The sequence below is a fragment of the Chromohalobacter sp. HP20-39 genome (assembly GCF_033052815.1).
Classification (GTDB): domain Bacteria; phylum Pseudomonadota; class Gammaproteobacteria; order Pseudomonadales; family Halomonadaceae; genus Chromohalobacter.
This window is the reverse complement of sequence record NZ_JAWHTP010000001.1, coordinates 515,696-538,430: the sequence shown is the minus strand read 5'-3', so window position 1 is coordinate 538,430 and position 22,735 is coordinate 515,696. Positions and strand designations below refer to the sequence as shown.

General features: G+C 62.1%; 22 protein-coding genes and 1 tRNA gene. 11 read left to right on the top strand and 12 right to left on the bottom strand.

Annotation, left to right across the window (positions count from 1 at the left end; all coding sequences use genetic code 11):
• Positions 1–5: 5 nt before the first annotated feature.
• Together RVY79_RS02495 and speB are read right to left on the bottom strand one after the other, a co-directional pair.
• Positions 6–1,397 carry a YjiH family protein gene (locus RVY79_RS02495; RefSeq protein WP_317462428.1) on the bottom strand — a complete coding sequence of 464 codons (1,392 nt, stop codon included), beginning with the start codon at positions 1,395–1,397 and terminating at the stop codon, positions 6–8.
• A gap of 46 nt (positions 1,398–1,443) precedes the next feature.
• A complete protein-coding gene (gene speB / locus RVY79_RS02490; RefSeq protein ID WP_317462427.1) occupies positions 1,444–2,406 on the bottom strand; it encodes an agmatinase in 963 nt (320 codons plus the stop codon).
• Between the two features lie 185 nt (positions 2,407–2,591).
• Here speB and RVY79_RS02485 point away from each other — a divergent pair, with 185 nt between their 5' ends.
• Positions 2,592–4,007, top strand: a complete 1,416-nt coding sequence (locus RVY79_RS02485; RefSeq protein ID WP_317462426.1) for a sigma-54 interaction domain-containing protein — start codon at positions 2,592–2,594, stop codon at positions 4,005–4,007.
• An 86-nt stretch (positions 4,008–4,093) separates the two neighbouring features.
• Here RVY79_RS02485 and secF read toward each other — a convergent pair whose 3' ends face one another.
• From secF to queA, 5 genes are all read right to left on the bottom strand, one after another.
• Entirely contained in the window at positions 4,094–5,002 is a 909-nt protein-coding gene (gene secF, locus RVY79_RS02480) for a protein translocase subunit SecF (protein ID WP_317462425.1), read from the bottom strand.
• Positions 5,003–5,014: 12 nt separating this feature from the next.
• The gene (gene secD, locus RVY79_RS02475) at positions 5,015–6,865 is read right to left on the bottom strand and encodes a protein translocase subunit SecD (protein ID WP_317462423.1); all 1,851 of its coding nucleotides are present in this window, start codon (positions 6,863–6,865) and stop codon (positions 5,015–5,017) included.
• A gap of 100 nt (positions 6,866–6,965) precedes the next feature.
• Positions 6,966–7,295: a preprotein translocase subunit YajC gene (yajC, locus tag RVY79_RS02470; protein ID WP_317462422.1), complete on the bottom strand. Its 330-nt coding sequence runs from the start codon at positions 7,293–7,295 to the stop codon at positions 6,966–6,968.
• 67 nt (positions 7,296–7,362) lie between these two features.
• Entirely contained in the window at positions 7,363–8,481 is a 1,119-nt protein-coding gene (gene tgt / locus RVY79_RS02465) for a tRNA guanosine(34) transglycosylase Tgt (RefSeq protein WP_317462655.1), read from the bottom strand.
• Between the two features lie 47 nt (positions 8,482–8,528).
• The gene (gene queA, locus RVY79_RS02460; RefSeq protein WP_317462420.1) at positions 8,529–9,599 is read right to left on the bottom strand and encodes a tRNA preQ1(34) S-adenosylmethionine ribosyltransferase-isomerase QueA; all 1,071 of its coding nucleotides are present in this window, start codon (positions 9,597–9,599) and stop codon (positions 8,529–8,531) included.
• 160 nt (positions 9,600–9,759) lie between these two features.
• Between queA and RVY79_RS02455 the strand changes: the two genes are divergently transcribed.
• Positions 9,760–9,846, top strand: a tRNA-Leu gene (locus RVY79_RS02455).
• Between the two features lie 186 nt (positions 9,847–10,032).
• Here RVY79_RS02455 and RVY79_RS02450 read toward each other — a convergent pair.
• Positions 10,033–10,812 carry an EAL domain-containing protein gene (locus RVY79_RS02450; protein WP_317462419.1) on the bottom strand — a complete coding sequence of 260 codons (780 nt, stop codon included), beginning with the start codon at positions 10,810–10,812 and terminating at the stop codon, positions 10,033–10,035.
• A 197-nt stretch (positions 10,813–11,009) separates the two neighbouring features.
• Between RVY79_RS02450 and RVY79_RS02445 the strand changes: the two genes are divergently transcribed.
• Together RVY79_RS02445 and RVY79_RS02440 are read left to right on the top strand one after the other, a co-directional pair.
• Positions 11,010–11,384 (top strand): MliC family protein, encoded by a 375-nt coding sequence (locus RVY79_RS02445; protein ID WP_317462418.1) that lies wholly within the window; start codon positions 11,010–11,012, stop codon positions 11,382–11,384.
• Positions 11,385–11,463: 79 nt separating this feature from the next.
• Positions 11,464–12,072 carry a LysE family translocator gene (locus RVY79_RS02440; protein ID WP_317462417.1) on the top strand — a complete coding sequence of 203 codons (609 nt, stop codon included), beginning with the start codon at positions 11,464–11,466 and terminating at the stop codon, positions 12,070–12,072.
• Between the two features lie 23 nt (positions 12,073–12,095).
• Here RVY79_RS02440 and RVY79_RS02435 read toward each other — a convergent pair whose 3' ends face one another.
• Together RVY79_RS02435 and RVY79_RS02430 are read right to left on the bottom strand one after the other, a co-directional pair.
• The gene (locus tag RVY79_RS02435; RefSeq protein ID WP_317462416.1) at positions 12,096–13,748 is read right to left on the bottom strand and encodes an acyl-CoA dehydrogenase family protein; all 1,653 of its coding nucleotides are present in this window, start codon (positions 13,746–13,748) and stop codon (positions 12,096–12,098) included.
• Between the two features lie 80 nt (positions 13,749–13,828).
• Positions 13,829–14,398 (bottom strand): TetR/AcrR family transcriptional regulator, encoded by a 570-nt coding sequence (locus tag RVY79_RS02430; protein ID WP_317462414.1) that lies wholly within the window; start codon positions 14,396–14,398, stop codon positions 13,829–13,831.
• Positions 14,399–14,485: 87 nt separating this feature from the next.
• On the opposite strand from RVY79_RS02430, the gene RVY79_RS02425 reads away from it, so the two are divergent.
• The 3 genes from RVY79_RS02425 (at position 14,486) to RVY79_RS02415 (ending at position 16,956) form a co-directional block, all read left to right on the top strand.
• Complete coding sequence (locus tag RVY79_RS02425) at positions 14,486–15,718, top strand: MFS transporter (RefSeq protein WP_317462413.1); 1,233 nt, start codon at positions 14,486–14,488, stop codon at positions 15,716–15,718.
• 123 nt (positions 15,719–15,841) lie between these two features.
• Complete coding sequence (locus tag RVY79_RS02420; protein ID WP_317462412.1) at positions 15,842–16,399, top strand: NUDIX hydrolase; 558 nt, start codon at positions 15,842–15,844, stop codon at positions 16,397–16,399.
• 62 nt (positions 16,400–16,461) lie between these two features.
• Positions 16,462–16,956, top strand: coding sequence for a glutathione peroxidase (locus tag RVY79_RS02415; protein ID WP_317462411.1), 495 nt, complete (start codon positions 16,462–16,464; stop codon positions 16,954–16,956).
• A 12-nt stretch (positions 16,957–16,968) separates the two neighbouring features.
• On the opposite strand, the gene RVY79_RS02410 is transcribed toward RVY79_RS02415, so the two are convergent.
• Positions 16,969–17,358, bottom strand: a complete 390-nt coding sequence (locus RVY79_RS02410) for a hypothetical protein (RefSeq protein ID WP_317462410.1) — start codon at positions 17,356–17,358, stop codon at positions 16,969–16,971.
• A gap of 187 nt (positions 17,359–17,545) precedes the next feature.
• Between RVY79_RS02410 and fabV the strand changes: the two genes are divergently transcribed.
• Positions 17,546–18,751: an enoyl-ACP reductase FabV gene (fabV, locus tag RVY79_RS02405; RefSeq protein WP_317462409.1), complete on the top strand. Its 1,206-nt coding sequence runs from the start codon at positions 17,546–17,548 to the stop codon at positions 18,749–18,751.
• A 60-nt stretch (positions 18,752–18,811) separates the two neighbouring features.
• The gene (locus RVY79_RS02400) at positions 18,812–19,786 is read left to right on the top strand and encodes a GlxA family transcriptional regulator (protein ID WP_317462408.1); all 975 of its coding nucleotides are present in this window, start codon (positions 18,812–18,814) and stop codon (positions 19,784–19,786) included.
• Positions 19,787–19,806: 20 nt separating this feature from the next.
• Here RVY79_RS02400 and RVY79_RS02395 read toward each other — a convergent pair whose 3' ends face one another.
• Positions 19,807–21,252 (bottom strand): M48 family metalloprotease, encoded by a 1,446-nt coding sequence (locus tag RVY79_RS02395; protein WP_317462407.1) that lies wholly within the window; start codon positions 21,250–21,252, stop codon positions 19,807–19,809.
• Positions 21,253–21,396: 144 nt separating this feature from the next.
• Here RVY79_RS02395 and RVY79_RS02390 point away from each other — a divergent pair, with 144 nt between their 5' ends.
• Entirely contained in the window at positions 21,397–21,648 is a 252-nt protein-coding gene (locus RVY79_RS02390) for a sulfurtransferase TusA family protein (protein ID WP_317462406.1), read from the top strand.
• Positions 21,645–22,733, top strand: a complete 1,089-nt coding sequence (locus tag RVY79_RS02385) for an AI-2E family transporter (RefSeq protein ID WP_317462405.1) — start codon at positions 21,645–21,647, stop codon at positions 22,731–22,733. The genes RVY79_RS02390 and RVY79_RS02385 overlap by 4 nt, the downstream gene beginning before the upstream one ends.
• The last annotated feature ends 2 nt before the right edge of the window (positions 22,734–22,735 follow it).

The following is a 22,735-nucleotide window of genomic DNA, read 5'->3' as shown; positions in this document are numbered from 1 at the left end:
GCTCCTTAAGCCACCAGCCAGTGGCCCATCACAACGATGATCGGCAACGTGATGGCGGTACGCAGCAAGAAGATGACGGCCAGCTCCCAGAGCTTGAGTGGAATCTTGGACTTGAGCAGCAATGCGCCGATTTCCGACATGTAGATCAACTGCGTCAGCGACAGGCAGGCGATCACGAAGCGGGTCAGTTCGCTCTCGATATCGCTGGCCAGCACGGCGGGCAGGAACATGTCCGCGAAGCCGACCAGCGTGGCCGGTGCAGCCGCCGCCGCTTCGGGCACGTTCATCCACTCGAGGATTGGCACCATCGGGTATGAAAGCCAGGTGAACAGCGGGGTGAACTCGGCGAGGATCAGTGCCACGGTGCCGATGGCGATGACCAGCGGCAGCAGTCCGAAGAAGATATCGGCGACGTTAAGCAGCGCATGGCGCAACAATTGACGCGGCCCCGGCGCCTTGTCGGCACGCTCCACAGCCATGCCCAAGCTATAGCGAAACAGGCCCTTGGTGCCGGTGCGTTCTTCGGCGAGGCGGCAACCCACAGGTTCGTAGTAGGTGTTCGGCTTGCGCGAGAGTGGCGGCAGGCGCGGGACGATCACCGCAGCCACCAATCCCGCCACAACCACGGTGAGATAAAACGGCACGAAGAGGTGATTGATGCCGATGAAGTTGGTCACTAGAAGTGCAAAGGCAATCGAGACGATGGAGAAGTTGGTGGCAATGGCCGAGGCCTCGCGCCGATTGTAGTAGCCCTGCTCGTATTGCTGCGTGGTGATCAGCACCCCCACGGTGCCCGAGCCCATCCACGAAGCAGTAGCGTCGATGGCGCTGCGTCCTGGCAGGCCGAAAATCTTGCGGAATGGAGTGCGGACCAGGCTGCCGATGAATTCCATGAAACCGAAGTCGACCAGGAAAGGCAGCAGAATCGCGGCGAAGAAGAAAAAGGTCAGCAGTACTGGTGCCAGGTCGTTGAGCATTACCCCACCGGTGAAAGACGCGGTCACGAACTCGGGGCCGACCTGGAAATAGGTCATGACTGCGAAGGCGGCACCCAGCAGGCGCATCGACATCCATAGCGGCTCGACGTCGAAAAGCTCATCCAAGGCATTCCCGCGAGCCCAGCGGGGTTTGCCGAACTTGACGAGTAGGGTCAGCAGTGCCGAAGCGCATAGTACGGCGACGGCGATGGCGGGCAGTGCGTCGCCGAGAAACGCCTTGAGGCCGTCGGCGAGGAACCCCATGCCGATATTGATGGTGTCGCCCGTCGAGAAGGGCACCAGAAACATGCCGATGCCGATCAGCGAGGGGATAAGAAACTTGAGTAGCCCGCGCGGCGTCAGTCGAGTGTCGTCGGGGGCTCCACCGCTAGGTGCGGTGGAATCGAGGGATGCAGACATAGTTATCACCACTTGTTGTTGTAGGGCCCCGTTACGGGAGATGAGCTCAGCGGCGCGTAACGCCGGGCAGTACGCAGAGCATTTCATAGAGCAATGTGGCGCCCATCAGCGCGGTGTTGCCGCTGGGGTCGTAGGGTGGCGCGACTTCGACCAGATCGCCGCCGATGATATTCAAGCCCCAGGCACCACGGACGATCTCGAGGCCTTGCGACATGGTCAGGCCGGCCGCCTCGACGGTGCCCGTGCCGGGCGCTACCGAGGGGTCGAGGGCGTCGATGTCGAAGGTGATGTACACGGGGCGGTCACCCATCTGTTCGCGCACCTCGGCCATCAGCGGTTCCAGCGACTTGTACCAGCACTGCTCGGCGGTGACGACACGAAAGCCCTGGTCGCGACACCAGTCGAAATCGTCGGCGGCATAGCCGGTACCGCGCAGTCCGATCTGGACCACGCGCTGGCTGTCCAGCAGGCCTTCTTCCTGGGCACGGCGAATCGGGCAGCCGTGGGCGACCTCCTCACCGAACATGTGCGGATTGATATCGGCATGGGCGTCGATATGAATCAGCCCCACCGGACCGTGTTTCTCGGCAATCGCCTGCAGCACCGGCCATGTCAGGGTGTGATCCCCGCCGAGTGTCAGCGGCACGGCATCGTGGCTAAGCAGCTCACGATAATGTTGGCGAATGATCTCGACGCTTTTCTTCAGGTCGAAGGTGTTGATCGCCACATCGCCGGTATCCGCTACTTGCAGGCTGTCGAACGGCGCCGCGCGGGTGGCCATGTTATAGGGACGCAGCATGCGCGACTCGTCGCGGATCTGGCGTGGCCCCAGGCGGGTACCGGGGCGGTTCGAGGTGCCGATGTCCATGGGGATGCCGACGAAGGCAGCATCGAGCCCGTCGGCGCTCGCCTGGGTGGGCAGACGCATCATGCTGGCGAGGCCGCCGAAGCGGGGCATCTCGTTACCCCCCAGTGGTTGGTTGAGATGCGGGGCGTCGTGATCGCTCATGCTTGGCTCCTGGTGGGAAGCAGTGGGTTGTTGTTGGTGCTGCTTTATTGCACGCACGAACCATGCCAAGTTGAGGTGTCTCTATAATCAATGACTTAGCGCTATTACTGATGCAATTATGCATTGCTCGGCGGCGATTGATGATTCACTATTGTATCGTGATACAAAAATGAATCGAGGATGGCATGCGAGATCACGATATCGACGCACAAACGCTCGAAGCTCTGGTGCATACCGGGCATGACCATGTCTTCATCGTCGATGTCGAGGGTCAGGTGCTGGATGTGAGCCCGGGAAGTGCCGCCGTCTATGGCATGAGCCGCGAGGCGTTGTGCGCGACCACGGTTTACGAACTGGAGGCACGCGGCGTGCTCTCGCCCTCGGTCTCGCTGGAGGTCATCCGCACCGGTCAGCCGGCACAGGTCATGCAACGGACCGGGACGGGACGCCAAGTGATCGCCGAGGCATATCCGGTGTATGCATCCGGACGCTTGGTACGCGTGATCAGTCGTTCCATGGACATGACCGATCTGCGCCTGCTGCAAGACGAATATGCGCTTCTCCAGCGCCGCTTCAACGAGCACCTCAAGCGTGGCGGTAGTCCGACCACGGGGGATGCGTTGGAGCTGGAGTCGCTGGAGGTGCGCAGTCAGGTCATGCACGAGGTGGCACAGCTCATCAAGCGGGTGGCACCGACCGATGCCACGGTGCTGATGCTCGGCGAGTCGGGGGTCGGTAAGACGGCCTTCGCGCGCCAGCTACACCGCTGGAGCCAGCGGTGCGATGGCGCCTTCGTCGATGTCAACTGCGCGGCGATCCCCGAGTCGCTGTTTGAATCCGAGATGTTCGGCTATCAACCCGGTGCGTTCAGCGGTGCCGCGCGAATGGGCAAGGCCGGGCTCCTGGAGCAGGCCCATAAGGGGACGCTGTTTCTCGACGAGATCGGCGAGCTGCCCTTGGCCATGCAGAGCAAGTTGCTGAAGGTGATTCAGGACGGTTATCTGACGCGACTGGGCGATACGCGCTCGCGGCGGGTCGATTTCCGCCTGGTGGTCGCCACCAACCAGGACCTGGCGCAACGCGTGGAGGAAGGGCGTTTTCGCCTCGATCTTTACTATCGGCTCAACGTGATTCCCGTCACGCTACCGCCCCTGCGCGAGCGTCGCGAGGACATCCCCGGCCTCGCGGAACGCCAGCTCGCCAGGCTCAATGAGCGCTACGGTATGCACAAGGTGCTGCATCCTCGGGTGTGGCCGGAGTTGATGGGCGGCGACTGGCAGGGGAATGTCCGCGAGCTGGAAAACTGGCTCGAGCGCGCTTGGTTGTCCGCCGAGGGCGGTGTCATCGGCGCGCCGATGGAAGAGCATGACGTGGCGCTGGCGCGCGTGAGCACGGCGGCCAGTGGAAGCAGCCCGCTAGCGACGCTGGAAGAAGGGCGTTCCCTGCGTGAGACGCTGGAAGCCGTCGAGGCCGAGATCCTCGGCGAATTGGCGGCGCGGCTGTCGAGCACCTACGCCATGGCCGAACGTCTAGGTATCAGTCAGCCCAGCGTGGTGCGCAAGTTGCGCCGTCATGGGTTGAAGATCATGTCGCGCGACTAGTCCCCAAGCCATGCAAGCCCCCAACGCGATACGCCTCCCAGTGGGAGGCGTATCGGATGCTGAACAGCTGCTAGGCCGATGATGGCTCAGGGCAGTTCTTCTTCCTCGTCGTCTTCCTTCTTCGACGGGATCAGGTCTTGGCGCTCTAGCTTGATGGCCAACAGCAATGCGGCGGCGACGTAGACCGACGAGAAGGTCCCCGCGACGACGCCCAGTATCAAGGCAATCGAGAAGTTGTGGATCATGTCCCCGCCGAGGAAGAACAGCGCCAGCAGCACCAGCAGCGTGGTCCCCGACGTTGCCATGGTACGGGCGAGGGTCTGATTGATGGCTTCGTTGAATATCTGCGCCATGTCATCGATTTGTGATTTGCGGATATTCTCGCGTATTCGGTCGTATACGATGATGGTGTCGTTGAGCGAGTAACCGATCACCGCCAGGATGGCGGCCAGTACCGTCAAGTCGAAATCCAGCCCGAACAGCGCAAAGATGCCGAGTATGATCACCACGTCATGGCCGAGGGAGATCAGGGCGCCGAGTGCAAACTTGTACTGAAAGCGGAGCGCCACATACACCATGACGACTGCTAATGCCAGCAGCATGCCCATGCCACTCTGATCGCGTAACTGGTCGCCGACCTGCGCGCCGACGAACTCGGCGCGAACCAGGTTCACCTGATTCGCGTCGCTATTCAGGATGTCGACGATCTGCTGGCCCACATCATTGTCGAACGTTTTCTGCAGGCGCACGAGGATGTCGTTGGCGGTGCCGAAGGTTTGCACCTGGGCATTCTCGAAGCCTTGAGTCGCGAGTCTGCTGCGTAGCTCGTCGAGGGCCGGGGCTTGTTCATAGCGGACTTCCACCAGTGTGCCGCCGGTGAAGTCCAGGCCCAGATTGAGGCCTTTGAACGCCAGGGCGCCAATCGCAATCACCGCGAGCAGCACGGAAACGGCGAAGGCTATGCGGCGTTTGCCCATGAAGTCTATCTGTCGCATCGCTTGCTCTCCTCAGATCCAGATTTTCTTCAGCGGGCGTCCGCCGATGGTGAGGTTGATCAGGGCTCGCGAAACCAGGATGGCGGTAAACATCGAGGTCAGAATGCCCAGCGACAGCGTGATGGCGAAGCCTTTGACCGGCCCGGTGCCGATCGAGAACAGGATGACTGCCACCAGCAGGGTGGTGATGTTGGCGTCGACGATCGAGGTAAAGGCGCGCTCGAAGCCGGCGTGTATGGCCTGTTGTGGAGGCATCTTGGCTCTGATCTCTTCACGTATTCGTTCGAATATCAAAACGTTGGCATCCACCGCCATGCCCAAGGTCAGCACGATCCCGGCGATCCCGGGGAGTGTCAGGGTGGCGCCGAGCATTGACATCGCGGCAACCAGCAGCACCAGATTGAGCCCCAATGCAATGTTGGCGACTACACCGAAGGCCTTGTAGCGCACCAGCATGAACAGCACCACGAGCAACAAGCCGAGCTCCACTGACAGTATGCCCTGGTTGATGTTCTGGGCGCCCAAGCTGGGCCCGATGGTACGTTCCTGGGCGAAATAGATCGGCGCCGCCAGGGAGCCGGAGCGCAGCAGCAAGGCCAGGTCCGCCGCCTCGGCCGAGGAGTCGAGACCGGTAATACGGAAGCGATTGCTCAAGGTGCTTTGGATGGTGGCCAGGCTGATGATGCCGCGTTTGGTGTAGGTATCGCGCTTTTCGACCTTCTTGCCGTTTTCCATCACGGTATACGTGCGCGTCTTGTGCTCGATGAAGACGACCGCCATGTTGCGCCCGATATTGGAACGCGTGGCGCGGCTCATCATCGAGCCACCAGTGCCATCGAGGTTGATGTTGACCTGCGGACGATTGTTCTGGTCGAAGCTACGGCTGGCGCTGGAAACATGGTCACCGGTAACGATGACGTCACGCACCAGGTCTGCGGTGCGGTTCTCGTTGTTGCGGAAATGGAACGTTTCGACCTCGCGTTCGGGTGTGTCCGGACGCGCTTCCAGGCGAAATTCCAGATTGGCCGTAGACCCCACGATGCGTTTGGCGGCGGCGGTGTCCTGCACGCCGGGCAGTTCAACCACGATACGGCTGGGCCCTTGTCGCTGCACCAGCGGCTCCGAAACGCCGAGCTCGTTGACGCGGTTGCGGATGGTCGTCAGGTTTTGACTGACGGCGTAATCCTGCAATTCCTGCACGGCTTGCTCGGTGAAGGTCATCGCCAGAGCCGCGCCGTTCTGAGTCTCGGGCGTGCTGTACTCGAAATCCGGGAACTGGCTGCTGATGGCCTCACGAGCGGCATTGCGTTCCTGCTCGTTGGCGAACTGGAAAGTGATCGTGCGGCCATCGATCGTGGTGTCGCGATAGCGAATGCGTTCCTCGCGCAGCATGTCCCGAACAGCGCTGGCATTCGACTCCAGGCGTTGCTGGACAGCCGCCTCCATGTCGACCTGCAGCAGGAAGTGTATCCCGCCCTGGAGGTCGAGGCCGAGCTTCATGGGCGTGGCGGAAAGGGCGTCGAGCCAGTCGGGCGTCGCATCGGCCAGATTGAGTGCCACTGTATAGTCATCGCCGAGACGCTGATCGATGATGTCGCGCGCTGGGATTTGCTGACTGGCTTCTTCGAGGCGAATCAGCGCATTATTGCCATTCAGCTCGCTTTTCTTGATGTCGATGCCTTCGTCCTTGAGCGCTTGGGTCAAGCGATCGAGACGCTCTTGATCGAGTGCGGAGCCGCTGGCGGTACTGCTGATCTGAACGGCGGGGTCGGCGGGGTAAAGATTGGGTAATGCGTAGATGATGCCGACGATAAGTACGATGAGTATCAGCAGATACTTCCACAGGGGATAACGGTTGAGCATGGAAGCCCTGTCCTTGTTGCTGACGCAGAAGACAGCCACCGACCATGGAATATGGCCGGTGGCGTTGAGGAGGCGCCGTTTCGCGCCTCCTGATAAGAGATCAGATGGACTTCAGGGTGCCCTTGGGCAATACCGCGGCGACGGAGTTCTTCTGCACGTTCACCTCGGTGCCTTCGGCGATTTCCAGGCTGATGAAATCGTCGCCCACCTTGGTGACACGTCCCATCAGGCCGCCCCCGATGACAATCTCATCGCCCTTGGCAAGGTTGCCGATCAGTTGTTTGTGCTGCTTGGCACGCTTGGACTGCGGGCGCCAGAGCAGGAAGTAGAAGATCAGCACGAAGCCGACCAGCATGACGATTTGCGCAATGCCGCCGCCTGCAGAGGAAGCATCCTGCGCGTGGGCTGCGGGAATGAAAAACTCCAGCATGGATTGTTATCTCCGGATGGTAGTGGGGTGAATCTGTGTCCGAGAGCGCGTCTCGGATGGCATTCGATTACGCAGACAGCGGTGGCACCGGCATGCCGCGCCGAGCGTAGAAGTCCTCGACAAAGGCAGTCAATGTACCCGCTTCAATGGCAGTGCGCAAACCGGCCATGACACGCTGGTAATAGCGAAGATTGTGTATGGTGTTGAGCATTGCGCCGAGCATTTCCCCACAACGATCCAGATGATGCAGATAGCTGCGCGTGAAGTGACGGCACGTATGACAATCGCAATCTGCTTCGAGTGCCTGCGTGGAGTGGCGATGCTGGGCATTACGGATCTTGACGGTGCCTTCGGCAGTGAACAAATGGCCATTGCGCGCGTTACGCGTGGGCATCACGCAGTCGAACATGTCCACGCCGCGACGCACGCCTTCGACCAGGTCCTCCGGCTTGCCGACGCCCATCAGGTAGCGCGGTTTGTCGTCCGGCATCCAGCCTGGCAAATAGTCGAGTACCTTGAACATCTCTTCCTTGGGTTCGCCCACTGACAAACCGCCGATGGCGAGACCGTCGAAGCCGATGTCTAAAAGCCCCTTCAATGAGCGCTCGCGAAGCTCGGGGTACATGCCGCCCTGAATGATGCCGAACAGCGCCGAGGGTGAATCGCCATGCGCGGCGCGCGAACGCTGGGCCCAGCGTAGTGACATCTCCATCGAGTGCTTGGCTTCTTCCTCGGTGGCTGGGTAGGGCGTACATTCATCGAAGATCATCACGATGTCCGAGCCCAACGAGCGCTGTACAGCCATCGATTCTTCGGGCCCCATGAAGACCTTGGCACCATCCACGGGCGAGCGGAAGTGCACGCCTTCCTCGGTGATCTTGCGCATGTCGCCCAGCGAGAAGACCTGAAAACCGCCGGAGTCGGTGAGGATTGGCTTGTGCCACTGGGCGAAGTCGTGGAGGTCGCCGTGGGTTTCGATGACCTCGGTGCCCGGCCGTAACCAGAGGTGGAAAGTGTTTCCTAGGATGATCTCGGCGCCAATCTGCTCGACTGCCTCGGGCGTCATGCCCTTGACCGTACCGTAGGTGCCGACGGGCATGAAGGCGGGTGTTTCCACGCTGCCGCGCGGGAAACTCAAACGACCACGTCGCGCCATGCCGTCTTCGGCGAGGCGCTCGAAACGCATGAAACTCTCGTTACGCATGGGAAGTCTCGTTAGGCATGGGAATCTCGTTACGCATGAGAAGTCTCGGGAAAGGGGTGTGACGTCGAAGCCCGGTTGAGGAACATGGCATCGCCATAACTGAAGAAGGCGTAACGCTCGGCGACGGCTTCGCGATAGGCATGCATCACCTGGCGATAGCCGGCAAACGCCGAGACCAGCATCAACAGGGTCGACTCAGGCAAGTGGAAGTTGGTGATCAGCGCATCGACGCAGCGCCATGTGTAACCGGGATAGATGAAGATATCGGTGTCGCCACGGTAAGGCGCGATGCGGCCGTCGTCGCGGCCCTGGCTGGCGGTTTCCAGGCAACGCACGCTGGTGGTGCCCACGGCGATCACACGCTTGCCGCGTGCTCGGGTGGCCTCGACCTGACGACATAGGGTCTCGTCGACTTCCAGCCATTCGCTGTGCATGTGGTGCTCGCGAATATCGTCCACGCGAACTGGTTGGAAGGTGCCCGCGCCCACGTGCAGAGTCACATAGCCCATCTCCACGCCACGCTCACGCAGCGCCGCCATCAGTGCCTCGTCGAAATGCAGGCCGGCGGTGGGTGCTGCCACTGCACCCTCGCGCCGTGCGTAGACGGTCTGATAGCGCTCGCGGTCGTCGAGCTCGTCCTGGCGATCGATATACGGCGGCAAGGGCATGTGCCCGTGGCGTTCGAGCAGCTCGATCAGCGGTGTCTCGCCTAAAAAGCGCAGCTCGAACAAGGCCTCGTGGCGCTCCTCGACCACCGCGCGGATGTCGCCCTCGAAGATCAGCTCGGTGCCGGGCTTGGGCGCCTTGCTGGCGCGCAGGTGCGCCAGGCCGCGATGCGTGTCCAGCGGGCGTTCGAGGAGCATCTCTACGCGTCCGCCGCTGGTCTTTTGCCCGAACAGCCGGGCGGGAATCACGCGGGTGTCGTTGAACACCAGTAGATCACCGGGATCGAGCTGCGTCAGCAGATCGGTGAAGCGGCGATGCTGAACCTCGCCGCTGACGTCGTCCAAGCACAGTAGACGACAGTCGCTGCGGGTCTCGGACGGGTAACGAGCGATCAACTCATCGGGGAGATCGAAATGGAAATCGGCGCGCTGCATGGGGCTGGAGAGAACGACCTGGAATCAAAAAACTGAAATCGGAGGTGAGGCACGCGCGGCGTGCGCTCGACGAAAGCGGCCTATGATAATCGAGACAGGCGACGAAGTCAGGCCCGAATGATTGACGTCGCCAATCTGCTCCGTATAATACGTCTCCGCTGCCCGGGTGGCGAAATTGGTAGACGCAGCGGATTCAAAATCCGCCGGTGGAAACACTGTGTCGGTTCGAGTCCGACCCCGGGCACCAACAAAATCAAGCACTTAGCATTTCCCTTCCTCGCTTGGTTTTATCTGTTTTTCCTAACCTGTCAACGATGTGTCATCGCGTATCCGTTTTGATAGCGCATAGCGCTCTATTTGGCATGAAGCACTCATTGAAGTACTGCAAGGCTCAAAAGCCAGTGGCCAAAAAGCTTGACCACTACACTTCCGGCTAGCCGTTCAAGACGCCTGCGGTATCTGAAAAATCTGTGATCGGGGGCAGTGCCTCGAACGCGGGGCGCGCGTAATAGAAGCCCTGATGTTGCACGATGCCGGCTTCTTCATGCAGCCAGCGCGCTTCGTCCCGGCACTCGATGCCTTCGGCAACCGTTTCGATGTCGAGCTGGGTGGCGATGTCGGCCACCGCCTTGAGCAAAATCTGGCGGCGCGCATCGCGGTGGCAGTCCATCACCAGATCACGGTCGATCTTGAGCTTGTCCGGGCGCAACTCGGTGAGCAGGTCGAGGTTGGCGTGACCCTTGCCGAAATCATCCAGGGCAGTGGTAAAGCCCATTTGGCGGTAGGTGTCGATGATATTGCGCAGGTGGGCACGGTCGGTGACGCTTTCGGTTTCGGTGATTTCGAACACCAGGCGCTCGGTGGGCCACCCGACTTGTTCTGAGATCGCTAACGTCGCCTGTATGCAGGCCTCGGGTTCATAGACGGCGTTGGGCAAGAAGTTGATCGAGAGCGCGCTTGGCATCTCGAGCTGGGCGGCCAGCTCGATGGCCTTGACGCGACAGGCCTGATCGAAGCGGTATAGCAGCGTGTTCGAGACCTGGGACAGTATCTGATAGGCCGACTCGCCATTGACGCCGCGTACCAGGGCTTCGTGGGCGACGATGCGCTGCGTCGCCACATTGACGATGGGTTGAAACGCCATGCTGAAGGCGAACGGCAACGGGCCTTCGCAGCGCCGGCAGTGATGGTCGGTGCGCGCGCAATTCGTCATGCTTGACCTCCTTGTGATGGGGTAAAGGCGCCGTCGTGATGCCTGATAAATATCGCGGTACGTGCTGAGCGTGTCATGTGTCGTTTAAGATAAGGTATCTGTAACAGTATTATACGATCATAGGGCAGCACGATACGCCTTTGAAAATGTGACGGCGTATCGTGCTTCCACCATGCTGTGCCTGGAAAGGAGTTCCGATGAAAACTGCCAGTCTTACCCTGTTGGCGCTTGCCACTTTGATGAGCGGATGTGCCCTGCAAGGCGGCGACAAGGATCGTGCCGATCAGTATACCCAGATCTACCAGTGCGAGGGCGAGACCTCGCTGTCGGTGACCTATTTCCGATACGGTGCTGATATCGACCGTGCTATGCTGGGTTATGAACACGATTCCATCCCTATGCATCAGGTGGCCTCTGACGTCGGCGCACGCTATGCAAGCGACGACGAACAGCTCGCCTACGTCTGGTACACCCAGGAGAACGAGGGCATGCTCTACCGTGAGGACGCCGAGGGCGAACGCAACGTTCTCGCGCGTGATTGCCAGGCCGGCACGCGCGACGCAGATCAGTAAGCGGCGCCTTCTCTCTTTATAGTTGCGCCTGCCAAGCTTGTGGTGGGTGCGGCGCTCATTTCATGACAGGATCTGTGCGATGTCACTTAGCTTGTGGCTGTCGCTGGCGGCGGTCTGTGCCATGGGGGCAATGTCGCCGGGGCCGAGCCTGGCGATGGTGCTGCGCCATACGCTAGGCGGCGGGCGCATGCCGGGCGTCATTGCGGGCGTTTGCCATGCGGCGGGCGTGGGAGTCTACGCGGCGTTGACCGTGTGGGGCCTGGGCGCGGTCATCGTGCATCAGCCGGTGTTGTTCAAGGCGATCACCTGGGGCGGGGCAGCGTACTTAGCCTGGCTCGGCGTGAAGGCATTGCGCGCGGGCCGGGGTGGCGCTCTGGAAACAGGCGGCGTGGTGAGCCGCCCCGGTTTGGCTGCGCGGGACGGCGTGCTGGTGGCGTTGGCCAATCCCAAGTTGATTCTCTTCTTCGTGGCCTTGTTGAGCCAGTTCGTAAGCGCCGACATGGGCGCGGGGGCCAAGACCGCGATCGTGGCGACTGCGTCACTGATCGACGCCGGCTGGTACGTGCTGGTGGCGCTGGCGCTCTCGCATTCGGCGGTTTTGCCCTGGCTTCAGGCGCGTGCGCACTGGATCAACCGAATGACGGGCGTCTTGCTGCTGGGCTTGGCGCTGCGCATCGTCATCGGTTGATGGGGACGTAGTATAACCACTGATCAGGGCATGATTCGCTCAAGGATAGCGTCCAGCGGTGCATGTGATGGCAAGACGCCGAACAGCGGTGAGGTCTCCTCGCCGAGACGGGCCGCACAGAAGGTCTCGCCGATGGCGGCGGGCGCATGACGCAACAGCAGCGCGGCCTGCAGGCATTGCGCGAGGCGCTGGGTCAGCCAGCGCGCCTGCGCTTCGAGCACGTCCGGCGTGGCCTTGAGGCGTCGCTCGAGGGCTTCAAACGCCCGGTCAAAATCGGGGTGAGCGCCGCGCGCCAAGGCGAGCTCCTGGCGCAGGGCGGCGATGCTTTCCGGGTGGCGGGTCATGACGCGCATCACGTCCAGGCACATGACATTGCCTGAGCCTTCCCAGATCGAATTCACTGGCGCCTCGCGGTAAAGCCGCGCCAGCGGTGCCTCCTCGACGTAGCCGATGCCGCCGAGACATTCCATGGCCTCGGCCATGAACGTGGGCCCTCGCTTGTTGTGCCAGAACTTGGCCAGCGCGGGAAGCAGGCGCGCCAGGGCATGCTCATGTGGATCGCGGGCGGCACCATCGAAGGCGCGGGCGGTGCGTAGGCAGAGTGCCAGGCTGGCCTCGGTCTCCAGCGCCAGGTCGGCGATCACGCGGCGCATCAAGGGTTGGTCGGCGAGGCGTTTGCCGAACGCTTTGCGGCCTTGCACGTGGCGCCAGGCCTCGAGCGTCGCCTGGCGCATCATGCCGGCGGGCGCAGTGGCGGCATCGAGCCGGGTCTGCTGAACCATCTCGAGAATGGTGGCGACGCCGCGCCCCGGCTCGCCGATCGGGTGTGCCCAGGCGTCGGCATACTCGATTTCCGCTGAGGCGTTGGCGCGGTTGCCGCACTTGTCCTTGAGGCGCTGCAGCTGAATGCCATTGCGTTCGCCATCGGGGCGAAAGCGTGGCACCAGGAAACAGCCGATGCCGGCGTCGTCTTGTGCGAGGGTCAGAAAAGCATCCGACATCGGCGCGCTGCAGAACCACTTGTGGCCGGTGAGACGCGCGCTGCCATCCGGCTGGCGTGTCGCCTGGGTGGTGTTGCGGCGCACGTCGCTGCCGCCTTGTTTCTCGGTCATCGCCATGCCGAAAGTCGCCGCGCGCTTGTTGTTGGCGGGCAGGGCGCGAGGGTCGTAGTCGTGTGCCAGCAGGCGCGGCCCCCATGTCTCGAGCACGGCGCTGTCGTGGCGTAGCACGGGGTAGGCGGCGTGGGTCATGGTGATCGGGCAGCAGAACCCCGGCTCGACCTGGGTCAAGAGATAAAGCGCGGCGACATGCGCCTGGTGGCCGCCTTCGCCTTCCTGCTCCCAGGCTACGGCCTGCCAGCCGCCGTCGCAGGCGAGATGCATCAAGCGGTGATAGGCCTCGGTGTAGTGCACTTCGTCGAGCCGGCGCCCGTGGCGATCGAATAAGTGCAACTCGGGAGGATGCCGGTTGGCCTCGTCGGCGATGGTTTGCCAGGTGTCGCGCCCGGCCTCGCGGGCGAGTGGGGCAAGACGTGTCGCGACCCAATCCGGGGCCTCGCGGGCCAGCGCCTCGCGCAGGGCCGTGTCCTCTTCCAGGAGGTCACGGTCACCACCAAGCGCGGGCTGGTTGGTGACGTCGTGTGTGGCGAGATGTGTGCGAGCGGCATGATCGGCCATGGAAGCGACTCCTGAAGACGACAAGGGCATGCTCGAGCATGGTCAGACGTCGTGTCGCGGTCAATGCGACCCTGGTGGGGTCAATCAGGCACGTCGGCAATCGACAGCGTCTGTGCGATCCAGTGACTGAGCCGCGCGGGCGTCGCCGTGTCAGGCTCATAAAGCAGCCGATAGGTCATCGGCGCGATCACACCATCCATCAAGTCCTCCACCGATGGCGTGGTTTCGCCGCGCGTCACCGCACGTTCCTGCAGGCATGCCATGATCTGTTCGCCGTAACGGCGGCAGCGTTCGCGTCGTTCTCGCTCGGCGCTGGCCATGATGTCGCTGAGCATGCACTGTCCGGTTGGCGAGGTCATCTCGTCGAGATATTGCTCACCCCAGGCCTGTAGGTCACCCGCCAAGGAACCGGTATGCGGCGGTTCGTCATCGGGGCGCAGGCGATCGAGCGACACGTCCGCCAGCAATTCGGCGAGATTCCCCCAGCGCCGATAGATCGTCGATGGCGTCACGCCGGCCTTGTGCGCGATCTGCGGCACGCTGAGTTGCTCGCGGGATTTGGCGGTCTGCAGCTCGCGGACCGCTTGATGCACGGCTTCTTGCACCCGTGCGCTGCGCCCCCCGGGACGAGCGGCTTCTTTGATGGCCATAGCTACCTAACGCAAAATATTTGCTTTATGAGCCTGCTAAGTTCAGACTGCTGCTAACGCACAATCTTAGCATTAATGGACTTCACCATGTCACCGCCTTCATCCTCGGGTACGACGAACGTCTACCCGACGCCGCGCCTTGGGCAGCTGGCTTATTATGCCATCCTGATGATCACCTTTCTGGCGGCATCCAGTGCCCCGACACCGTTGTACCGGCTCTATCAGCAGACGTGGGGGTTCTCCGCCACGATGCTGACGCTGGTGTTTGCCAGCTACGTGTTCGCCTTGCTGGTGGCGCTACTGGTGTCAGGATCACTGTCGGACCATATCGGCCGGCGGCCGGTAGTGGCCGGCGCCATCGTGGGTGAGATCCTCTCGTTGGGGGTGTTCTTCTGGGCCGATAGCCTAGCGTGGCTCATGGTGGCACGTATTCTTCAGGGCATCGCCACCGGTGTTGTGACCAGCGCGCTGGCGGCGGCCATGCTCGATAGCGACCATCAGCGTGGGCCCGTCATGGCGAGTATCGCGCCGCTCTTTGGCATGGGCATCGGTGCCCTGATTGCGGGCATCTTGGTGACGTATGCGCCCGCGCCGCTGCATCTGGTGTACGCGCTCCTGGCCGTGGTTCTGGTAGTTCAAGGCCTGCTGCTGGGACGCATCCGTGAGAGCGTGACGCCGCGCCCGGGCGCTTGGGCCTCGTTGCGGCCACGTGCTTATGTACCGTCGCCTGTCCGGGGGCCGCTGATGCGCGTGGTGCCGGCGGTGATTTCGTCCTGGGCGCTGGGCGGTTTCTCGCTGTCGCTGGGCCCCACGCTGGTGGAGACCGTCAGCGGTATCCACAACCCGCTGGTCGATTGCCTGATCACATTCCTGCTGCCCTGTGTGGGGGCCATCAGTGTATTGACGCTGCGGGGCAAACCGCCCCATGTGCCCGTGCTCATCGGTACGGGCTGCCTGATCGTCGGCATGAGCGTGCTGCTGTTGGGTGTGTATTGGCGTAGTGTGGCGGTCCTGCTGGGCGGCACCGCCTTTGCCGGAATCGGTTTCGGTGCGGCCTTCATGGGCGCCATGCGTACGGTGATGCCATTGGCACCGCCCACCCAGCGCTCGGCATTGATGGCGGCGTTCTACGTTATCTGCTATTTGTCTGCCAGTCTCTTGGCCATGGTCGGCGGTGTGGCGACGCAGCATATGGGCCTGCTGCCGACGACGTACGTGTATGGCAGTGTCGTGGCGGCGTTGTCGCTCGCTGCCTTTATCGGGGCGCTGACGCAGCGCCCGACTCGGGGCCGCTGCCGTGCCTGCGATAGTCCAGCCTGACATGCGACGCCCACGTTGCTGAGGAGAGGTCTGCTGCATGTCCATTAGTGTATTCGACATGACGCGATGCCCGGGCTCTGGCATGCTGAAGCCTTTCCGCATCGACACGTCACAGGACACGCCATGCTCACGCCGTCGTCTTCTGCAACGCTTTGGGCGCTGCCCGAGCCGGTCATCAAGGATGAACGCATCCAACTGGTGGATGCTCGCAATCGTCCTTGCGGCAGCGCCTCGCGTCGGCTGATGCGGCGCTTTCGCTTCTGGCACCGCGCGACGTACGTGTTCGTGCGCAATGGCCGGGGCGAGCTATGCGTGCAGCGCCGCACGCTGACCAAGGAAGTCTTTCCCGGCTATCATGATCTGGCCACCGGTGGCGTAGTCGGCGCGGGGGAAGCGGAGCATGTCGCCGCGCGTCGCGAGCTGGCGGAGGAGCTCGGCATCGAGGGCGTGTCGTTGACGCCATGCTTCACGTTCCGTTATGCCGATGGCGGCAACTTCATTCATGGCAGTGCCTTCGTGGTCGATTACGATGGGCCGCTGGTCCTGCAGGCGGACGAAGTCGCGGATGCCACCTGGTTGACGGTGGAGGCCGCGCTGGCACTTGAAGACGCCACGCCGGATAGCCGTGTCGCGCTGGAGCAGATGCTCACCCAAGGCTGGTTGACGGCGCGGAACGATTGAAGCCTTGTGTCTGGCGGGCGACAATAATGAGGTGTTTACGACGATGACGATGCGTGATGGCCATGACGCTATATAGCCAGGATTGCCACACCAATCGGATGGAGCCTTTCAACCTGCGCGCCTTGCGCGGGCAAGTGTTGTTGATCGTCAATGTCGCCAGCCGTTGCGGTTACACACCGCAGCTCAAGGAGCTCGAGTGGCTGTATCGCCGTTACCACGATCAGGGCTTCACCGTGCTGGCATTTCCCTGCAATCAGTTCGGTCGCCAGACACCGGAGTCAGCCGAGGGGTTTGGTGCCTTTTGTGCGCGTGAATACCGGGTCAGCTTTCCGGTGATGGAGAAGGTGCACGTTAACGGGCGTGATGCTCATCCGCTGTTCGTGCTGCTGCGTCGCCAAGCGCCAGGCGTACTGGGCAGCACTCCCATCAAGTGGAATTTCACCAAGTTCCTGGTGGGGCGCGATGGCCATGTGATTCGGCGCTTCGCGCCACGCGTCTCGCCGCGTCGTTTGACGGCGGACATCGAGCGGGCACTGGACATTCCCTTTTCGGCATGAAACCCGCGTGCCTCATGACGCGGTCGTATGCAGACGCTCGATCAAGATGTCGAAGCGCGGCCGACTCATCATTGTGGTCAGCCCGGAAAACAGCAACCAGAAGCCCTTGCGCCAGCCTTTCAGGCGGCGCGTGTGGCGTGCCAGGTCGAGCAGCAGGCGGTCCTCGTCGAAGGCACGCCATTCGCCTGCCACCGACATCTGGCGACGCGACATGACCGGCGCCATCTCCAGCCGATAGATCATCTCCAGTTCCTGCGGCGTATGTCCTTGCGTCTCGATTACCTCGAGCATGCGGGCATATTCATGTTCGCGAGGTTCGCGCTCGAGCCACAGTGGCGAGAGTGCCAACCACAGGGCGCCACGGCGCCCCAGCAGAGTTTCAAGGTCGTTGGGGTCGTGCATGTCTCAAGCCTTCGTTGTGAAGGGGCATCTTCGGCCACTCGTCCAAGGTGGGCAAGGGGGTGCGGACATGGGCGCCATCTCCCGCTAGAATGCCCCACAATAGAGAAACCGTGCATTGGCGCGTGTTTCCCCGTGGCGGTTTCGACCGCGATCAACGAATGACGTTAGCAAAAAAGAGGTTTCCTCTGTGATCATCAAACCCAAGGTTCGTGGTTTCATCTGTACGACGACGCACCCCAAGGGCTGCGAGCGCAATGTCGCCGAGCAGATTGCCACCACGCGTGCGAATATTCCGCAAAGCGAACAGGAAAAAGGCCCCAAGAAGGTGTTGGTGATCGGCGCCTCCAGCGGCTATGGCCTGGCTGCTCGTGTGACGGCGGCCTTCGGTTACGGAGCCTCGACCCTTGGGGTTTTCTTCGAGAAACCGGGCACCGAGAAGAAGCCGGGAACGGCGGGCTGGTATAACTCGGCGGCGTTCGACAAGTTCGCCAAGGAAGAAGGTCTGTATAGCAAGGCGATCAATGGCGATGCTTTCTCGCACGAAGCGCGCACCAAGGCCATCGAGTTGATCAAGCAGGACTTGGGCCAGGTCGATCTTGTGGTGTACTCGCTGGCCTCGCCAGTGCGCAAGATGCCTGACAGTGGCGAACTCAAGCGCTCCGCCCTCAAGCCCATCGGCGAGACCTATACCGCCACGGCCATCGACACCAACAAGGATGCCATCACCGAGGCGTCCGTGGAGCCGGCCACCGAGCAGGAAATCGCCGATACCATCACCGTCATGGGTGGCGAGGACTGGGAGTTGTGGATCGACGCACTGGATGAGGCGGGTGTATTGGCGCCGGGCGCACGCAGCGTGGCGTTCAGCTACATCGGTACCGAGATTACCTGGCCGATCTACTGGCATGGCGCGCTGGGCAAGGCCAAGGAAGACTTGGACCGCGCTGCCAGTGAGATCGACGCGCGCCTGTCCGAGGAGGGCGGCAGCGCCAATGTGGCGGTGCTCAAGTCAGTGGTGACCCAGGCCAGCGCGGCGATTCCGGTGATGCCGCTTTATATCTCGATGGTCTACAAGATCATGAAGGAGAAGGGCTTGCACGAGGGCACCATCGATCAGCTCAACCGCCTGTATGCCGAGCGTCTGTATTCATCACAAGAGCAGGATACCGACGAAGCGGGGCGCCTGCGTCTCGACGACTGGGAGCTACGCGACGACGTACAGCAACCGTGCAAGGAGCTCTGGTCGCAGGTAACCACCGACAATCTCTTCACGCTGACCGATTACGCCGGTTACAAGCACGACTTTCTCAAACTGTTCGGCTTCGAGCGCGAGGATGTCGATTACGAGGCGGACGTCGATCCCGTGGTGGAGTTCGACGTCGTGCAGCTTTGAGCGCCACGCGCGCCGCGCACATCGACCGCGAGACGGACGCGATGGTGGAGGCGCTGCTCGATGCCAGGGAGTGAAGAGCGCCGCGATGCACCCCGCCAGGTGGGGTTCCTGCTATTGCCGGGCTTTTCGCTGTTGGCGCAGGCCTGCGCCATGGAGCCGTTGCACGTCGCCAACCTGTTGGCCGAGCGTCGGCTCTATGTGCCTCGCACTTTCGGGCTCGATGGGCGCGCGGTGAAAAGCGCTGCGGAGCTGGCGTTGACGCCGGAAAGCGTGGCGGGGAGCGATGTCCAGCCTCTGGACATGCTCATGGTGTGCGGCGTGAGTCCGTCACCAGCAAGCGAATCCCCGACCTTGCATGGGTGGCTGCAACGGCTGGCTTCACGTGGGGTCATGCTGGGCGGCATTGCCGGCGGCACCCAGGTGCTGGCACGCGCCGGTGTGCTGGAAGGTTATCGCGTCACGCTGCACGTCGCCGGGGCCGATGCGTTCACGCGGGATTTTCCCGGTGTGCATGTCTCGCATCAGTTGTTCGAAATCGACCGTGACCGCCTGACCTGTGGGGGCGGTACGGCGGCGATGGACATGATGATGACGTTGATCGCGCAGCAGCACGGCGCGCGGCTGGCCGAGCGTGTCTCCGAGCACTTCGTCTGCGAGCGCATCCGCATGGCGGACGAGCCTCAGCATGTACCGCTGCGCGCGCGTCTCTCGCATGCACCGCAGAGCCTGGTCGACGCCGTGACGCTGATGGAGTCGAACATCGAGGAGCCGTTGACCACCCACGAGCTGGCGGAACATCTGGGAATTTCCCGGCGGCAATTGGAGCGGCTGTTCAAGAAGTATCTGCAGGCGGTGCCGAGCCGTTACTACTTGGAGTTGCGTCTTCAGAAGGCCCGCCAGTTGCTGCGTGACAGCGAGCAGCCGGTCGGCGACATCGCCCTGTCCACGGGGTTTTCCTCAGGGGCGCACTTCTCCACGGCATACCGTAACCATTTCGGTATCAGTCCGCGCGACGAGCGCATTCCGCGTCATTGAAGATAGCTTTCGTACACGCGCTAGAAGTCCTGGAGTGCCTGCCGATACCCCAGATACGCCTTGCGGCGTTCAGCCAAGCGGCTGGCCATGACGAAGTCGCCTTGGTCGCGTGCCGTCTCTTCGGCGATGTCGAGCTGTTTGATGGCACGGTCGATATGACCGGTCAGCTGTAATTGCTCGGCGCGGGCGAGCATGCCCCACAGATTGTGGTCGCTGCGACCGGCGGCTTCCGCGAGCAGGGTGAAGACTTGCGGATCCTCGGGATATTGATCGCTCATGCGGCGCAAGATATCGAAGGCCTGGCGCGGCGCTTGCTGCAGCAGGACCTCGGCCTCGATGAGCTGCGCTGGGCGGTAGTCCGGTTGCAGACGCAGAATCCGCCGTGCGCGGGTCAGGGCTGCATCGCGTTGGCCGGCGTCGAACGCTATCTGGGCCGCGCTGGCCGGCAGCATTGACAGGTTCGGGTGTGCCGCGCTCAGTTGGTCGATCGCATCGAGTGCCTGATCGGTATGGCCGTTATGGGCATCGATCAGCGCTTGCAGATAGCGTATCGCGGCGTCGGGAGGGTCGTCCTGACGAAGCTGGGTCATGGCCTGGTCAGGGTTGTCGCGATGGAGCGCAAGCAGGGCGCGTGCGCGAATCAGGGAGAAGGCCGTGCTGGGGTGCGACTCGGGCGAAGGCAGTTGGTTGGCACGTGCCTGGGTGTCGCTGATGCGCGATTCGGTGACCGGGTGCGTGAGCAGGAACTCCGGCGGGTTGCCGCCTTGGAGGCTGGCCAGACGCTGCATGGCGCGGAAGAGCTCGGGCATGGCCTGCGGGTCGAAACCGGCATCGGCCAGGGCCTCTAGTCCTATGCGGTCAGCCTCCTGCTCGAAGCGCCGTGAGTAGGCGAGCTGATCCTGGATGAACGCTGCTTGCGTGCCGACCATAGTCGCAAGCCCCGCATCGCCTGCGCCACCTGCAGCGAGGACCATGCCGATCAGCATGGCGCCCATGGTGGGGAGTTGGGTTTCTTCCACACGCTGCATGCGGCGGGCGAAATGATGTTGGGACAGATGGCCGAGTTCGTGCGCAATCACCGAGGCCAAGGCATCTTCACTCTCGGTGAAGCTGAACAGGCCACTGTTGACACCGACGACGCCGCCCGGCACGGCGAAAGCATTGAGCAGTCGGCTGTCGACCAAGGTAATGACGATATCGTCGTGAACCCCAGTATAAGGCAGCAGACGCGCCACCAGGCCGTGCATGTAATCCTTGGCGATGGGGTCTTGCCACTCGTCAGTCTGGGCGCGGAACTGGCGCAACCAAGCGCGTCCCAGGCGGTGTTCTTCGCCGCTGGAAACGGTGGCGCTGGCGCCCCCCAACTCGGGCAGGTCGTAATCGTCTTGTGCCAGAACATTCGACGCAGGAGCGCCGAATGTCAGAGCCAGGCATAGAGCAGGGAGCAGCGTCCAGCGGCGTGGCATGGGCATCCTCTTGAATGGCGCGACGGAGCGGGTAGGCCGACGGCGTGATGCACGCCATGCTACCGTAGTCTTCGACATTGAACTGACTGGCAAAGTGCCTTTAAATCGTGGCGTTTTCAACTATCGAACCACTGGGAGACGCAGATGGCGTTGCAACCCGATCACGTGCTCGACGCCTGTGGCCTGCATTGTCCGTTGCCGCTACTCAAGGCCAAGCAAGCTCTGTCGACGCTCGAAGTGGGCGCTTTGCTCGAGGTGAAGGCGACCGATGCGGGCTCGTGGCAGGACTTCGAGAGCTTTGCCGCCCAGGGCGTGCACCACTTAGAGGCGCGCGAAGAAAAAGACGGCATCTACCATTATTGGTTACGCAAGGGTGAACGGGGAAGCGCCGAATGACGATGAAAGGCCTCTTCAAGGGGTGGATGGAGCGCTATTTCTCGGACGAGGAAGCGGTTGTCTTGCTCATCGTTCTGGTGCTGGGCTTCGCTGCCGTCATCTGCCTGGGCCAGATGCTGGCACCGTTCTTCACCGCGCTGGTGTTGGCCTTTCTCTTGGAAGGCGTGGTCTCGTGGCTGGAACGGCGCGGTTTACCACGCCTGCTGTCGGTGCTGGTCGTGTTTTTGATCTTCCTGGGCGCGTTATTGGCCCTGGCGCTGATCATCATGCCGCTGGTCTGGAACCAGATGGTGGAGCTGGTGCAAGAGGCGCCGCGAATGTTCGCCAGTGGCCAGGTGTGGCTGGATGGCTTGCAGTCGCGCTACCCGACCCTGATCACGCCGAATCAGATCGAGGATTGGGTCGCCACCGCCGGGCGCGAGGCGACCCAGCTCGGGCAACGGGCCTTGACACTGTCGCTGGCGTCGTTGGGCAATTTATTGGGTATGATCGTCTATCTGGTGCTGGTGCCGATTCTGGTGTTCTTCCTGCTCAAGGACCGTGAGCGCCTGACGCTGTTCCTGCTGTCCCTGCTTCCCAAGAAGCGCGTCCTGATGACGCGCATCTGGCATGAAATGGACGACCAGATCGCCAACTACATTCGCGGCAAGGCGATCGAGATCTTGATCGTGGGCGTGGCGGCGTTCATTACCTTCTGGGCGTTCGGGTTGCCCTATTCCACCTTGCTGGCCCTGGTCGTCGGTTTGTCGGTGCTGGTGCCGTACATCGGCGCGGCGGTGGCGACGCTGCCGGTGGCGGCGGTGGCGGGTTTCCACTTCGGTATCAGTGAGCAGTTGGCCTATGTCCTGGTCGCGTACGCGATCCTGCAGGCATTGGATGGCAATGTGCTGGTGCCGATTCTATTCTCCGAAGCGGTTAACCTGCATCCGGTGTCGATCATCCTCGCGGTGCTGTTCTTCGGCGGTATCTGGGGGTTCTGGGGCGTGTTCTTCGCGATTCCGTTGGCGACTTTGCTCAAGGCGTTGGTGTATGCCTGGCCGCGCGGTGTGCGCGACCCAGACCTGCGCTCTCCCCCTGCGGAATAGTG